Genomic DNA, 13,435 nt, shown 5'->3' with positions numbered 1-13,435 from the left:
TCCATGGAACGTCGATAGACACTGCGCGCATCAGTATCACACCAGCGCGCGATCCTCGGTCCAGTCCACAAGGAGGCGGCGTTCCCGGAACAGCCACCGATCGCCGTCGCGGGCGAAGGTGTCGGCGTACCGGATGTGCATGACGAAGATCCTGGGACCGGCGGCGTCGTCGTAGACATGGGAGGCGGTGCAATACGTCTCGCCGTGGACCGCGTCGCCGGAGAAGTCCAGCAGTTGGTTGGCGATGAGGTGCTGGGTGACGCGGTAGCGGTCGAGGGGTTTCATGGCCGCCTCGATCTCGGCGCGCCCGCGGACCGTGGTGACGGGCCGGCCGGATCCCCAGTCGATGACCAATGTGCCGTCCGCGGTGAAGAGTTCGGCGATGGCGGCGTCGCGGCGGCGATCGGCATGGGCCGCATAACGCTCGGTCAGTTCGCGCAGGGCGAGGCGGTCGGGCAGATTGTCCATATCCCTTCCTAACGCCCGCTCGGTTGCCCGGTATTCGATCCGGCCCACTGGCCGGGAAACTGTTCCCCAAATGTCGCCGTGTTTTACCTGCCCGCCATCGCGGGAGGTGGAACATCAGGAGATGGCGAATGTGCGAGCGGCGCTGGTGCAGACGAGCTGGACCGGCGACAAAGAGTCGATGATCAAGGCGCACGAGGATTACGCGCGTCAGGCGGCCGCGGCCGGGGCGAAGGTGATCTGTTTCCAGGAGCTGTTCTACGGGCCGTACTTCTGCCAGTTGCAGGACACCACGTTCTACGACTACGCCGAATCGGTCCCGGGCCCGACCGTGGAGCGATTCGCGGCGCTGGCTCGCGAACTCGGCCTGGTCATGGTGCTGCCGGTGTACGAGCAGGAACAGCCGGGCCTGCTCTACAACACCGCGGCGGTGGTCGACGCCGACGGCCGCTATCTCGGCAAATACCGCAAACATCACATTCCACACGTGAACGGGTTCTGGGAGAAGTTCTACTTCCGGCCCGGGAATCTGGGCTGGCCGGTCTTCGATACCGCGGTCGGCCGCATCGGCGTCTACATCTGCTACGACCGGCATTTTCCCGAGGGCTGGCGCGCGCTGGGCCTGGCGGGAGCCGAGATCGTGTTCAACCCCTCGGCCACCTCGCGCGGATTGTCGAGTTATCTGTGGAAGCTCGAGCAGCCCGCCTCGGCGGTGGCCAACGAATACTTCATCGGGGCCATCAACCGGGTGGGCGTCGAGGAGTACGGTGACGACGATTTCTACGGCACCAGCTATTTCGTCGACCCGGAGGGGCAGTTCGTGGGGGAGGTGGCCTCCGACACCGCGCCCGAACTCGTCGTGCGCGACCTGAACATGGACCTGATCAAGGTGGTGCGCGATCGCTGGGCCTTTTACCGCGACCGCCGCCCCGACGCCTACGGAAAGCTGGTGGAGCCGTGAGCATCACCTTCATCCACGGCGGAACCGTGGTGTCCGCCACCGGAACCCAACCCCTCGACGTCCTCATCGACGGTGAGACCATTGCCGCGGTGGTCCAGCCGGGCTCCACCGCGCTGGGCGCCGACCTGGCCGCGACCGCCGACACCGTCATCGACGCCACCGGCAAGTACGTGATCCCCGGCGGCGTCGACCCGCACACCCACATGCAGCTGCCCTTCGGTGGCACCGAGGCCTCCGACACCTTCGAGACCGGGACCCGCGCCGCGGCGTGGGGCGGCACCACCACCATCGTCGACTTCGCCGTGCAGAAACCGGGGGAGCGGGTGCAGGACAGCCTGACGCTGTGGCACGAGAAGGCGGACGGGCGCTGCGCCATCGACTACGGTTTCCACCAGATCGTCGGCTCGGTCGACGCCGAATCCCTGAAGGGCATGAGCGAATTGGTGGCCGAGGGCGTCACCAGCTTCAAACTCTTCATGGCCTACCCGGGCGTCTTCTACTCCGACGACGGGCAGATCCTGCGCGCCATGCAGACCGCCGGTGACCTGGGCGCGATGCTGATGATGCACGCCGAGAACGGGATCGCCATCGATGTGCTCGTCGCGCAGGCCCTGGCCCGCGGCGAGACCGCCCCGATGTATCACGGTCTGACCCGTCCGTGGCAGATGGAGGAAGAGGCGACGCACCGCGCGATCATGCTGGCGCAGTTGACCGGTGCGCCGCTCTACGTCGTGCACGTCTCCGCCAAGCAGGCCCTGGAACAGATCGCCGAGGCGCGGGGCAAGGGGCAGAACGTGTTCGGCGAGACCTGCCCACAGTACCTGTACCTCTCGCTGGAGGAGAACCTGGCCGCACCGGGCTTCGAGGGCGCCAAATGGGTGTGCTCGACCCCGCTGCGCGCCCGCGCCGAGGGGCATCAGGACGAGCTGTGGCGCTACATCCGCACCGGTGACGTCTCCACCGTGGCCACCGACCACTGCCCGTTCTGCATGAAGGACCAGAAGGAACTCGGGCTCGGCGATTTCAGCAAGATCCCCAACGGGATCGGCGGCGTCGAACACCGCCTCGACCTGATGTTCCAGGGCGTGAAGGACGGTCGTATCTCACTCGAGAAATGGGTGGAGGTGTGCTGCACCGCCCCGGCGCGGATGTTCGGGCTGTACCCCCGCAAGGGCGTGATCAGCCCCGGCGCCGACGCCGATGTGGTGATATACGACCCGAACGGGCACACCGGTATCGGGGTCGGCAAGACCCACCACATGAACATGGACCACTCGGCCTACGAGGGCTTCGAGATCGACGGCCACGTGGACACGGTGCTGGCGCGCGGCCGGGTGATCGTCGACGGCGGGCAGTACCTGGGCAGCGCCGGGCACGGCCGATTCCTGAAACGCGGTCTGTCGCAGAGTCTCATCTGACCCATCGGCTTCGAGGGGAGAGTTCCGGTATGGACATCGGTGTGGTGTTGCAGTGCAACCCGCCCGCCTCCCGGGTGATCGAACTGGCCAGAATCGCCGAGACGCACGGGTTCTCGCACGTGTGGACCTTCGATTCGCACCTGCTGTGGCAGGAGCCGTACGTCATCCACAGCCAGATCCTCGCCGCGACCCGGCGGGTCGTGGTCGGGCCCATGGTGACCAATCCCGCCACCCGCGACTGGACGGTCACCGCGTCCACCTTCGCCACCCTCAACGACATGTTCGGCAATCGCACCATCTGCGGGATCGGCCGCGGCGATTCGGCTGTGCGCACCCTGGGCGGCCGGCCCGTGAACCTGGCCACGCTGCGCGAATCCATCGGCGTCATCCGGGAATTGGGCAATGGCCGCAGCGCGCGGATCGGGGACACGGTGATCCACTTCCCGTGGGCGAGCGAGTCGCGGCTGCCGGTGTGGGTGGCCGGATACGGGCCGCGCGCCCTGGAGCTCACCGGGGAGGTGGGCGACGGGTTCATCCTGCAGCTCGCCGATCCCGACATCACCGCCTGGACCATCGCCCGTGTGCGCGCGGCCGCCGAACGCGCGGGCCGCGATCCGGGTGCGATCACCATCTGCGTGGCCGCGCCGGCCTACGTCACCGACGGCACGCCGGAGGCCCTGGCCCACGCGCGCGAGCAGTGCCGCTGGTTCGGCGGGATGGTCGGCAACCATGTTGCCGAGATCGTGGCCCGCTACGGCACGCACTCCGAGGTGCCCGACGCGCTGACCGACTACGTCGCGGGCCGCCGGGGGTACGACTACAACGAGCACGGCCGGGCCGGGAACCCGCACGCGGACTTCGTGCCCGACGAGATCGTGGACCGGTTCTGCGTGCTCGGCACCCCCGACCAGCACCTGGCCCGGCTGCGCGAACTCGAGGCCCTGGGCGTCGACCAGTTCGCGGTCTACCTGCAACACGACGCCAAGACCGCGACCCTCGACGCGTACGGCGAATCGGTCCTGCCGCGTCTCACGCCCGCGACCGATGCCACAGTCCACCAGTCGCTGTGATGTAGATCACATTTTTATCAAATCGATATAAATGCAGATGGAACGCGTTCTACCGTGTAGTTCCGGTCGGGTTGCTGAAAGTTCTCCGGGCAAAGGCCTTCCCTTTGATTGTGAACCGTGGATGATTCACATACCCGACATGTTATGGATAGATGAGGAGTAGCAAGTGACCGGATCCGCTGAGGATTTCCTGGCTGCAGTTCTGATCAAGACCATCACGGGTCTGTTCAGCGGCAGCGCCGGTGGTAGCACCCAGCCGACCGCCTGAACGTAGCAAGAAACCGACGGCCCATCGAATCGCGCGGGATTCGGTGGGCCGTCGGCGTTTCCGGCGGACACGCCGACGACGGTCGGATCGACACGACGCGACCGCGGCAGCCTCCCGCGTTTGCGCGGTGTCATGTCGTAGCTTGAACGACCGTGAGGCAACTGACCGCGACGCTGCTGGTTCTGGGTCTTTCCATCCCCCTGGGGCAGGTCCCCGCGCAAGCCGAGCCGGATCCGCCGGCGTCCGGGGTGGTGACGGTGGCGCCGTCCGCCGGGGCGCCGAATCCACTGCAGCAGTGGATCGATGAGCATGTGCCCGCGCCGATGAAGATGGTCCCGCGCGCGGCGCGGCCGCTGGCGGCGCCGGGCGATCTGCCGCCGGAACTGACGGAGTTCTGGAATGCCGTGCAGTCCCCGCCGACGGGCGACCCGCTGTTCGACGTCTGGCCCGCTGATCTCGACCGCTACGCGCCCGGTGAGATCCTGGATTCCCGTGATGTGACGGACTCGGCGCGGCCGACCATGTTCCTGTTGAACCTCACCGGCATCTCGCAGGCCACGATCCTGAAATTCCGCACCACCAACTCCGCGGGCGAGCCCTCGATCGGGACCGCGACCCTGGTCCTGCCGCCGGCGGAGTGGACCGGGCCCGGCCCGCAGCCGGTGCTGGTGAACGCGCCCGCCACCAACTCGCTCAACAAGCGCTGCACCCCCGGGTACGTGCTGGCCCACGGCATGGAGGTGCCGACCGGCAACGACTTCACGCCGTCACCGACCACCTGGGCGCTCCAGCACGGGTACGCGCTGATCATTCCCGACCACGAGGGGCCGCTGATGGCCTACTCGGAGCCGACGGTCGCCGGGCACAACGTGCTGGACTCGATCCGCGCGGTCCGCGAGTTCGCCCCGGATCGGTTCGGGAACAGTCGGTTCGCCTCGACGGGCTACTCCGGCGGCGCGATCGCATCCAATGCCGCGGCCATGCTGGTGTCGGACTACGCGCCGGAGTTGCTCCCGTATTTCGCGGGCGCGAGCTTCGGGGGACTGGTCAACGACTACCGCCGCTTCGCCCACACCTTCGACGGCTCCTACATCTCCGCGTTCCTGCTCAGCACCGTGCTCGCGCTCGGCCGGGAGCACCCGGAAATCCTCGGCCTGATGAACCACGCGGCGCAGTGGCTGGCGACCTCGCCCATCAAGGACAACTGCAGCGGGAGTTTCGGTGCGCTCGGGATCGCGCCCATCCCGGTCGACATCATGGCCAAGGTCGACAAGTCCCTGGACAGCGCGGCGGCCGAGTCGGTGTTCCGGCAGCTGAGCATGCAGGGCCGGAAATCGGGTGTGCCGCTGTTCATCTACCACGGCGTCCACGATCCGTGGGTTCCCGTATCGGAGGCCGAGGAACTGTGGCGTGCGCAGTGCGCGCTGGGGGTGGCGGCGACGAAGAACATCGTCGGGGGTGAGCACCTCGCCGCCTACGTCAGCTCCTACGGCGCGACCATGGACTGGCTGGACCAACGCCTGCGCGGCGTCCCCGCCTCGGGAAACTGTGTCGCGCCCGCCGGCGGCCGGTGACGCCGGTTCAGCGCAGCAGATCCCCGATCAGGACCCGGGTGTCGGGGACGAACGGCCAATGCGGGTCCTCCACGTAGGAGCGCAGCTCCTCGTCGCTCCACCACCAGCCGTCCACGATCTCCTCGGGCTGATGGGTGATCGGGCCGTCGTAGCGCAGCTCGTAGGCGAACAGGTGACAGCGCATGGGCCGTCCCTCCCACTCGCCGTCCCAGGCCGCGGCGGCCAGCGGCAGCGGCCGGTCGTCGTGCGGGCCCAGCACGATGCCCAGTTCCTCGCCCAGTTCGCGGACCGCGGCCTCGGCCGGATCCTCGCCCGGTCCCAGCACCCCGCCGGCCAGGCAGTCGTGCATGCCCGCGAAGACCGCCTTGGTGTCGGTCCGCTTGTGCACGTACACCTTCGATCCGTCGAGCGACCGCACCAGCACGCCCGCGCTGGCATGCCAGAGGCCCCGCTCGTACACCACGGCGCGCTCCTGCGCGCCGACCTCACGCCCGACCGCGTCGTACACCGCGATCATCTCCGGCATATACGGGCCCTCCTCGCTGCCGCGCCACCGGTCCGGGCGCTCTGAACAGCACTTTAGTGATGCCGCCGGGCGGGCGAGCGGTATGGTCGAGTATCGCGGCGCGCCGCGGTTCCACCCGCTGTCGCGAGGGGGCCGCCGGGGCCCGCGCTGCGGCGTAGCCTCAGGGGCGCAACCGTTTTCGTCAGGGAGGACGAGACCATGCCACTGCCGCGGACACTGGCGAGGATCAATCGCCGGATCAATCCGGTGTTGGGGATCGCGGCCCGCGTCATGCCGCTGTGCGGGGTCGTGGTGCACCGGGGACGCAAGTCGGGGCGGGTGTACCGGTCCCCGGTGATGGTCTTCCGGCGCGAGGACGGCTACCGGATCGCGCTGACCTACGGGCGGGACGTGGACTGGCTGAAGAATATTCGCGCCGCGGGCAGCTTCGAGTTCGAGACCCGCGGGCGCACCGTCACCCTCACCGATCCGGTGCTCGGGCACGACGCCAGCGCGTCCTGGGCGCCGCCGCTGGTGCGGCAGGCGCTGGTGGGCCTGAACGCCGCGGATTACGTCCAGGCCCGGCCCGTGGACCGCTGACCGACGGAATGCTCGAAATTTGCCGGGGGTGGTTCGGGCCGGGGCGGCGACCGTTCAGCGCACCCGGAACCGGATGCTGACGCAGCCCTGCTGCCAGCTCTGGTAGGCGTCGGCCCGGTTCGGAGCGCCGGCGGCGTCGAATCCGATGCCGTTGAACTTCGCCCACTGCTTGTTGTGGCGGGCGATGGCCTCGGAGAGCCGGATGACCGTGTCCTCGTCGGAGAGCACCTCCGCGTCGGCGGTGTGCTTCGGGCCGCCGAACGACACTTCCAGGGGGACGTCCTCGCTTTTGTGGGGACGCCCGTTGTGCGACGATCGACCTCTGAGCAATAGCCGAACCGATCGACTGTGATCACGGTTGGTGATGGGTATGCGCGGCCGACAATCGATCCGAATCATCGTGCTCGCCGTGGCCCTGGCGCTCCCGGCCTGTGGCGGCACCCCGCCGTCCCCGCCCGCGACCGGCGGTCAGGTCCCCGCACGATTCGAAGCCGGGCCCTGCGCGCCCACCCCGCGGCCCGTGCCGCTGCTCGCGGGGGCCCGCTGCGGGCAATTGATCGTCCCGCTGAATCGCGAGACATTCGACGGCCGGACCCTGCGGCTGTCCGTCGCGGTGGTTCCCTCGCGGACGCAGCCGCCGGCCAAGGAGCCGATCGTGTTCCTCACCGGCGGCCCGGGCCAGGACGCGGTCGCCGATCCGCCGGTTCCGGCCGACGTGGGCATCAACCGGGACCGCGACCTGATCGTGATGGGGCAGCGCGGGGACATCACCTCGAGTGCGAACTTGACCTGCCCGGAGATGGACCGGTTCATCGCCCGCCGGATCGGGATGCGCTACGACGCACCGGCCACGGGGGAGGCGTACGTCCAGGCGGTGCGGGAGTGCCGGGATCGGCTGGCCCGCGGCACCGACCTCACTGCCATGAACTCCACCGAAAGCACTGCCGACCTGATCGATTTGCGCAAGGCCCTGGGTATCGGGAAGTGGAGCGTGTTCTCCCATTCCTACGGCACCGATCTCGCCCTGATCTACCTGCGCTCGGACGCGGCGGCGATCAGCGCGGTCGCCTTCGACGGTGTGACACCGCCGTCGGTGGCGGCCCTGGGCTGGACGTGGGCCAGCGCCCGGCAGGCCCTCGATGCCATGGTGCGGGCGTGTGTCGATCAGCCGGGCTGCGCCAAGCGCTATCCCGACCTGGAGGCCACCTTCGTGCGGCTGGTCGGCGAGGTCGAGGCGAATCCCGTCGCCACGACCGTCGGCGGCACCGACGTCGTCATCGACGGGGGCTCGATGCTCGCGTGGTTCGTGCCGGTGGCGACGCACCTGCCCGCGGACTTCCCGTCCGTGATCGACGAACTGGCACACGGCAATCCGCAGCCGATGGCCGAGCAGATGGCCGGGGCGTTCGCGGCCCCCGCACCCGTCGGCGTCTTCGCCTGGGGGCTGACACTGAGCATCTGGTGCCGGGAATGGGTACCGTTCGAGAGCCGGGAAGACCAGCTGGCCATGGCGAACAAGGCGTTCCCGAGCTTCCCGGACTCGGTGAAAGCCCAAGCGCCGCAACTGCCTTTCCTGCGGGAGGCCTGCGACGCCTGGAATGTGCCGCGCGGCCCGGCCTCCATCCGCGACATCACCGTGAGCAACCTGCCCGCGCTCGTGCTGTCGGGCAGTTACGACGCCCAGACCGGCGCGGTGTGGGGCGATTACATCGCGAAGAACCTCTCGCGATCGACTGTCGCCGTCGCACCCGGGGAAGGCCACGGCTCGTGGGCGGAACCGTGCGGGAGCACGATCATCGCCTCCTTCTTCGCCGACCCGAACACCGTGGACGTGGCGTGCACGAAGGATCCACCGCCGCCGTACGCCATCCACCCGCCACGACCATGACCGCGGTGATTTCGGCGTCGCCCGGAACGGCAGCGTCCCGTCGGTCGGTGGTGGGCGGCGCGATGGCCTTGGCGCTGCTGCTGGTCGGCGTGGCGTGCGGCGGTACGAACGCGCCACCCGGCGCGACGCCGACCACGACGCCCCGCAAACCCGCGCACTACGTCGAAAGTTCGTGCGTGACAACGCCGCAACCGGTCTCGCTGCTGGCCGGGGCGCACTGCGGGGAGCTGGAGGTGCCGGTCGACCGCACCCGGTCCGACGGTCCGACCCTGCGATTGGCCGTGGCGATCGTTCCCTCGGAGACCCAGCCGCCCACCGCCGAGCCGATCGTTTTCCTGGAAGGCGGTCCCGGTCTGGACGGCATCGCGGCGCCTCCCATCGCGCCCGGCGCCGGTCTCGGGCACAACCGCGACCTGATCCTGATCGGCCAGCGCGGCACCCAGACCACGAGCACACCGCTGCTCTGCCCCGAGCTCGACGAGTTCTACGCCCGCCGGGTCGGGCTGGTGTACGACGCGCCCGCTACCGGCGACCTGGACATACGAGCCGTCACCGAATGCCGCCGGCGGCTGGCCGCGACCACCGATCTCGCGGCGTACAACACCACCGAAAGCGCCCGGGACCTCGTCGACCTGCGCAAGGCGCTGCGGCTGGACCGGTGGAGCGTGTTCGGACATTCCTACGGCACCGACCTCGCACTGGTGTACATGAACCTGGACGGCCCCGCGATCACCGCGGTCGCGCTCGACGGCGTGACACCGCCCTCGGCCGCCGGACTGGGCTGGACCTGGCCGAGCGCCCGGGGCGCCTTCGATGCCGTGATGCGGGCCTGCGAAGCGCAAACCGCCTGCGCGCAACGCTATCCCGGCCTCGGCGCGACCTTCGTCCGGCTGGTCGGCGAGCTGGAACGAAACCCCGTCACCACCACCGTCGACCTCCCCGGCCACCCCGGGACGACGGTCGTCATCGATGGCGGCACCCTGCTGGCGTGGTTCGTCGGCGCGGCCGGACGCCTGACCGCCGGGATACCCGCCGCGATCGACGACCTCGACCACGGAAACCCGCAATCCATCGCCACGCAGTACGCGTCCGGCTGGATGAACACCGGGCCGAGCAACGCGACCGTCGCCACCGGCCTCACCCTGAGCATCTGGTGCAGCGAATGGGTTCCCTTCGAAACCTTCGACGACCAGATGCGCCAGGCCCGCACGGCATTCCCCGACTTCCCCGAATCGGTGCTGGCGCAAGCGCCGCAACTGCCGTTCCTGCGCGAGGAATGCGCGGTGTGGAATGTGCCGAAAGCTCCCGACTCGGTCCGCGACGTCACCCGGGGTTCGATTCCCACGCTGGTGCTCACGGGCGGTTTCGACGCCCGCACCGGACCGATGTGGGGTGACTACGTGGCCGAGGATCTGTCCCGATCCACCGTCGTGGTGGTCCCCGGCTGGGGGCACGGCGTGTTCCTGAACCCGTGTGGCGCACAGGTGATCGCCTCGTTCTTCCGCGACCCGAATCGCCCGGATACTCGCTGTGTCGCCGCGACGCCGCTGCCGGAGTTCACCATCCTCCCGCCGCGGTGATCACGCGCTGAGCGCCGGAGGTCCGGAATCAGCGGCGCGGCGCCGCGTCCGAAATTTGCTGAAAAGAAGCTGTAGATTTCGAGTGTTCGCAGCATGATCCGGTGGCGAGGAGCGCGCGTTGACCGATGTGGTGGATCGACCGGCCCGGTCGAACGGTGGTGGACGGCATGCCAAGCCCGTGGAGCGGCCGCCGTTCGCCTGGCTGACCGTGGCCGCGGTCGCGGTTCCCGCCGCCGTGGTGCTGCTGCTGTCGGCGCGCCGCTACGGCTACTTCGGCGACGAGCTGTACTTCCTGGCCGCGGGCCGCCGCCCGGCGTTCGGCTACGCCGACCAGGGCCCGGTGCTGCCCCTGCTGGCGCGGTTGATGGACACCATCGCACCCGAGTCCTACTTCGTGCTGCGGCTGCCCGCGGTCGCGCTGACGGTGACCGCGATCGTGTTGTGCGCCCTGCTGGCCCGCGAATTCGAGGGCGGCCGCTGGGCTCAGTTGCTCGCGGCCATCGGCTACGCGAGCTCACCGTTCCTGCTGTTACAGGGCACCATGCTCACCACCAATGCCGTCGATACCGCGCTGTGGGTCATCATCACCTGGCTGGTGGTGCGGTGGGTGCGGACCCGCAATGATTGGCTGCTGCTGGCCGCCGCCCTCGTCACCGCCGTCGACATGCAGGTGAAGTGGCTGATCCCGTTCTTCTGGATCGCGGTCGTGATCAGCAGCATGCTGTGCGGGCCGCGGGAATTGGTGCGCAGGCCGCTGTTGTGGACCGGCGGCGCGATCGTGGTGCTGGCCACCGTGCCCGAACTCGTCTGGCAGGAACGCCATTCGTGGCCGCAGTTGAAGATGGGTGGGGTGATCGGGTCCGAGCAGGGAATCCTGGGTGGGCGGCTGCTGTTCCTGCCCATGTCGATCAGCCTCGCCGGATACCTCGGGGCGCTGCTGCTGTTGTGGGGATTGTGGGTGCTGTTGCGCTGGGATGTGCTGCGGCCCTACCGGTTCCTGGGCGTCACGCTGCTGCTGTTGTTCGCGGCGTTTCTGATCACCGGCGGGCGGATCTATTACGCGGCGGGCATGTACGCGGTCATGATCGCGGCGGGCGCGGTCGGCGTGGTCGGCACCGCCGAGCGCATCGCACCGCTGTGGCGGCGGGTGCTGACCGCGGGCATAGCCGTACTCGCCGTGGGCGCAACGGCTTTCACGCTGTACTCGACGCCATGGCGGCCCGCCGAGGAGGTGCATCCGCCCAAGGACGACGCCGAGGCGGCGATCAATATCGGCGTCTACGGGTCCTTCGGCTGGCACGAACTCACCGACGAGGTGACCCGCGCCCACGACGCGCTCAGCCCGGCCGAGCGTGAACGCGCCGTCATCATCACCGACACCTATTGGCAGGCCAGCGCTCTCGACGAGTTCGGTCGCACGCACCTGCCGCCGCTCTACAGTCCCAGCCGTGGTTTCGGCTACTTCGGCACCCCGCCCGACGACGCCACGGTGGTACTGGCCGTCGGCGGCTACGAGGCGGTGCTGCGCAGCCAGTTCGAGCACGTCGACCCGGTCGGCAAGGTCGACACCCGCCTCGGGTTCAAGGGCAATACCCAGGACGTCACCATCTGGAAGTGCTCGGGCCGGAAGAAGCCGTGGTCACAGGTGTGGCCGCAGTGGATGCACCTGTGATCGGCCGGACCACCGCCGCCGCGGCCGCTTCGCGTTCCCGGCAGGTGCGTACCGCCGCCGCCAATCGTGGGAGCGGCGCGACCAGTTCGTCGCCGAGCGGGCCGTGCAGGCCGAGCTGACAGAGCACGCCGGTGGCGGCCAGGATGGTGCGCCCGATCGGCGCGTACTCCGGCGGGGTGGTGAGGTGGCGCGACACATTGGACAGGCTCGGCTCGGTGGCGCGCCGCACCTGGGCGCGCAGCCACGCCTGGGTCAGGTGGGCGTCACGGCGCCGGTACAGGTCCACGATCGGGTCGACCATGCCGACCAGGTCGGCGATCGCGAATTCCCGTTCCGGGCGCACGAATCCGTGCTCGCGCAACGCCACCTCCAGGTCGGCGGGGCTGCCGTTGAGGGCCGCCTCGCCGATATCGCCGACCAGCGTGGGGAATTCGGCCGGGAACGGTGAGCACGCGCCGAAGTCCAGGACGCCCAAGCGGCCGTCGGGCAGCATCCGGAAATTACCCGGATGCGGATCGGTGTAGAGCAGCCCGGTCCGGGCGAAGCTGGACATGACGAAACGCGTCACCAGCAACCCCGCGCGGGTGCGCTCGGCGGGCGTCCCCGAGGCGATCACCCGGTGCAGCGGGACGCCGTCGAGCCATTCGGTGACCAGCACGTCGCCCTGTTGATCCACCACCGCCGGGAGGTGGAAGTCGGGGTCGTCGGCGAAGGCGGCGGCGAAGATCCGTTGCGTGGCGGCCTCTTCGGCGTAATCGAGTTCCGCGCCGATGCAGGCGGCGAACGCCTCGGTCACCGCCCGGGTGTCGAGGTCCGGGGCGAAGACCTTGGCCAGCGGCGCGAGCCGGCGCATGTGCTCGAGATCCGCCGCCACCGCCGCCCGCGCCCCGGGATACATGAGCTTCACCGCGACCCGCCGCCCATCCGGCCACACCGCGCGATGCACCTGTCCGACCGAGGCGGCGGCCGCCGCGCGAGTATCGAACTCGGCGAACCGGTCCCGCCACCGGTCGCCCATCGACGCGGCCATGGCCCGGTCGACCGCGGCGGGCAGCATCGCGGGCACCGAATCCTGGAGCCGCGTCAACGCCTCCCGATAGGGCTCGCCCAGCTCCGGCGGCAACGCCAGTTCGTAGAGCGCCAGCAGCTGACCCAGTTTGGCCGCGACGCCCTTGAGCTCGCCCAGCACCTCGAACATGTGCTGGGCGGTGCGTGCCTGGATATCGAGTTCGACCTCGCGGGACGGTGTTCCGAGCGCCCGCCGCCCGAGCCCGCCCACCCGGCGCGCGGCATAGGCCACCGGCAGCGCGCTGATCTTGGCGGTCCGGGCCGCGGCGCGGGTCGGCAGGCCGTCGGCCGAGCCGGTCGAGCGGCGGCGCGCACCCCGGACACCGCCCTGGTGCGGTTCGAGCATCGAGAACCTCCGAAACGTCG

Annotated in this window: 12 protein-coding genes; 8 read left to right on the top strand and 4 right to left on the bottom strand. The window is 69.3% G+C overall.

Going from position 1 to position 13,435, the window contains the following annotated elements; all coding sequences use genetic code 11:
• Positions 1-36: 36 nt before the first annotated feature.
• Entirely contained in the window at positions 37-468 is a 432-nt protein-coding gene (locus ABZ412_RS24485; RefSeq protein WP_357284030.1) for a nuclear transport factor 2 family protein, read from the bottom strand.
• Positions 469-589: 121 nt separating this feature from the next.
• Between ABZ412_RS24485 and ABZ412_RS24480 the strand changes: the two genes are divergently transcribed.
• From ABZ412_RS24480 to ABZ412_RS24465, 4 genes are all read left to right on the top strand, one after another.
• The gene (locus tag ABZ412_RS24480) at positions 590-1,426 is read left to right on the top strand and encodes a nitrilase-related carbon-nitrogen hydrolase (protein ID WP_357284027.1); all 837 of its coding nucleotides are present in this window, start codon (positions 590-592) and stop codon (positions 1,424-1,426) included.
• Entirely contained in the window at positions 1,423-2,844 is a 1,422-nt protein-coding gene (gene hydA, locus ABZ412_RS24475; protein ID WP_357284024.1) for a dihydropyrimidinase, read from the top strand. Before ABZ412_RS24480 ends, hydA begins: the two co-directional genes overlap by 4 nt.
• Before the next feature lie 29 nt (positions 2,845-2,873).
• A complete protein-coding gene (locus tag ABZ412_RS24470) occupies positions 2,874-3,914 on the top strand; it encodes a TIGR03842 family LLM class F420-dependent oxidoreductase (protein ID WP_357284022.1) in 1,041 nt (346 codons plus the stop codon).
• Between the two features lie 420 nt (positions 3,915-4,334).
• Entirely contained in the window at positions 4,335-5,756 is a 1,422-nt protein-coding gene (locus ABZ412_RS24465; protein ID WP_357284019.1) for a lipase family protein, read from the top strand.
• Between the two features lie 7 nt (positions 5,757-5,763).
• Here the strand turns inward: ABZ412_RS24465 and ABZ412_RS24460 are convergent, their stop codons facing one another.
• Positions 5,764-6,282, bottom strand: coding sequence for an NUDIX domain-containing protein (locus tag ABZ412_RS24460; RefSeq protein ID WP_357284016.1), 519 nt, complete (start codon positions 6,280-6,282; stop codon positions 5,764-5,766).
• Between the two features lie 198 nt (positions 6,283-6,480).
• Here ABZ412_RS24460 and ABZ412_RS24455 point away from each other — a divergent pair, with 198 nt between their 5' ends.
• Positions 6,481-6,861 carry a nitroreductase family deazaflavin-dependent oxidoreductase gene (locus tag ABZ412_RS24455; RefSeq protein ID WP_357284014.1) on the top strand — a complete coding sequence of 127 codons (381 nt, stop codon included), beginning with the start codon at positions 6,481-6,483 and terminating at the stop codon, positions 6,859-6,861.
• Positions 6,862-6,915: 54 nt separating this feature from the next.
• Here ABZ412_RS24455 and ABZ412_RS24450 read toward each other — a convergent pair whose 3' ends face one another.
• Positions 6,916-7,128: a hypothetical protein gene (locus tag ABZ412_RS24450; protein WP_357284012.1), complete on the bottom strand. Its 213-nt coding sequence runs from the start codon at positions 7,126-7,128 to the stop codon at positions 6,916-6,918.
• 103 nt (positions 7,129-7,231) lie between these two features.
• On the opposite strand from ABZ412_RS24450, the gene ABZ412_RS24445 reads away from it, so the two are divergent.
• The 3 genes from ABZ412_RS24445 (at position 7,232) to ABZ412_RS24435 (ending at position 12,001) form a co-directional block, all read left to right on the top strand.
• Positions 7,232-8,749: an alpha/beta hydrolase gene (locus ABZ412_RS24445; RefSeq protein ID WP_357284009.1), complete on the top strand. Its 1,518-nt coding sequence runs from the start codon at positions 7,232-7,234 to the stop codon at positions 8,747-8,749.
• Positions 8,698-10,329: an alpha/beta hydrolase gene (locus ABZ412_RS24440; protein ID WP_357284007.1), complete on the top strand. Its 1,632-nt coding sequence runs from the start codon at positions 8,698-8,700 to the stop codon at positions 10,327-10,329. The genes ABZ412_RS24445 and ABZ412_RS24440 overlap by 52 nt, the downstream gene beginning before the upstream one ends.
• A 127-nt stretch (positions 10,330-10,456) precedes the next feature.
• Positions 10,457-12,001 carry a glycosyltransferase family 39 protein gene (locus ABZ412_RS24435; RefSeq protein ID WP_357284207.1) on the top strand — a complete coding sequence of 515 codons (1,545 nt, stop codon included), beginning with the start codon at positions 10,457-10,459 and terminating at the stop codon, positions 11,999-12,001.
• On the opposite strand, the gene ABZ412_RS24430 is transcribed toward ABZ412_RS24435, so the two are convergent.
• The gene (locus tag ABZ412_RS24430) at positions 11,931-13,415 is read right to left on the bottom strand and encodes an AarF/ABC1/UbiB kinase family protein (RefSeq protein WP_357284004.1); all 1,485 of its coding nucleotides are present in this window, start codon (positions 13,413-13,415) and stop codon (positions 11,931-11,933) included. The genes ABZ412_RS24435 and ABZ412_RS24430 overlap by 71 nt on opposite strands.
• Between the last annotated feature and the right edge of the window lie 20 nt (positions 13,416-13,435).

Origin of the sequence: Nocardia sp. NPDC005746 (assembly GCF_040630785.1) — a bacterium.
In the GTDB taxonomy this organism is placed as follows: Bacteria; Actinomycetota; Actinomycetes; order Mycobacteriales; family Mycobacteriaceae; genus Nocardia.
The sequence above is the reverse complement of the archived record's forward strand: the minus strand, read 5'-3'. Positions and strand labels throughout refer to the sequence as shown.

Coding starts and splice junctions, on each gene's coding strand:
- ABZ412_RS24445 (WP_357284009.1), top strand. CDS start 7,232: ATGCGCGGCCGACAATCGATCCGAATCATCGTGCTCGCCGTGGCCCTG.
- ABZ412_RS24460 (WP_357284016.1), bottom strand. CDS start 6,282: ATGCCGGAGATGATCGCGGTGTACGACGCGGTCGGGCGTGAGGTCGGC.
- ABZ412_RS24480 (WP_357284027.1), top strand. CDS start 590: ATGGCGAATGTGCGAGCGGCGCTGGTGCAGACGAGCTGGACCGGCGAC.
- ABZ412_RS24470 (WP_357284022.1), top strand. CDS start 2,874: ATGGACATCGGTGTGGTGTTGCAGTGCAACCCGCCCGCCTCCCGGGTG.
- ABZ412_RS24455 (WP_357284014.1), top strand. CDS start 6,481: ATGCCACTGCCGCGGACACTGGCGAGGATCAATCGCCGGATCAATCCG.
- ABZ412_RS24430 (WP_357284004.1), bottom strand. CDS start 13,415: ATGCTCGAACCGCACCAGGGCGGTGTCCGGGGTGCGCGCCGCCGCTCG.
- ABZ412_RS24485 (WP_357284030.1), bottom strand. CDS start 468: ATGGACAATCTGCCCGACCGCCTCGCCCTGCGCGAACTGACCGAGCGT.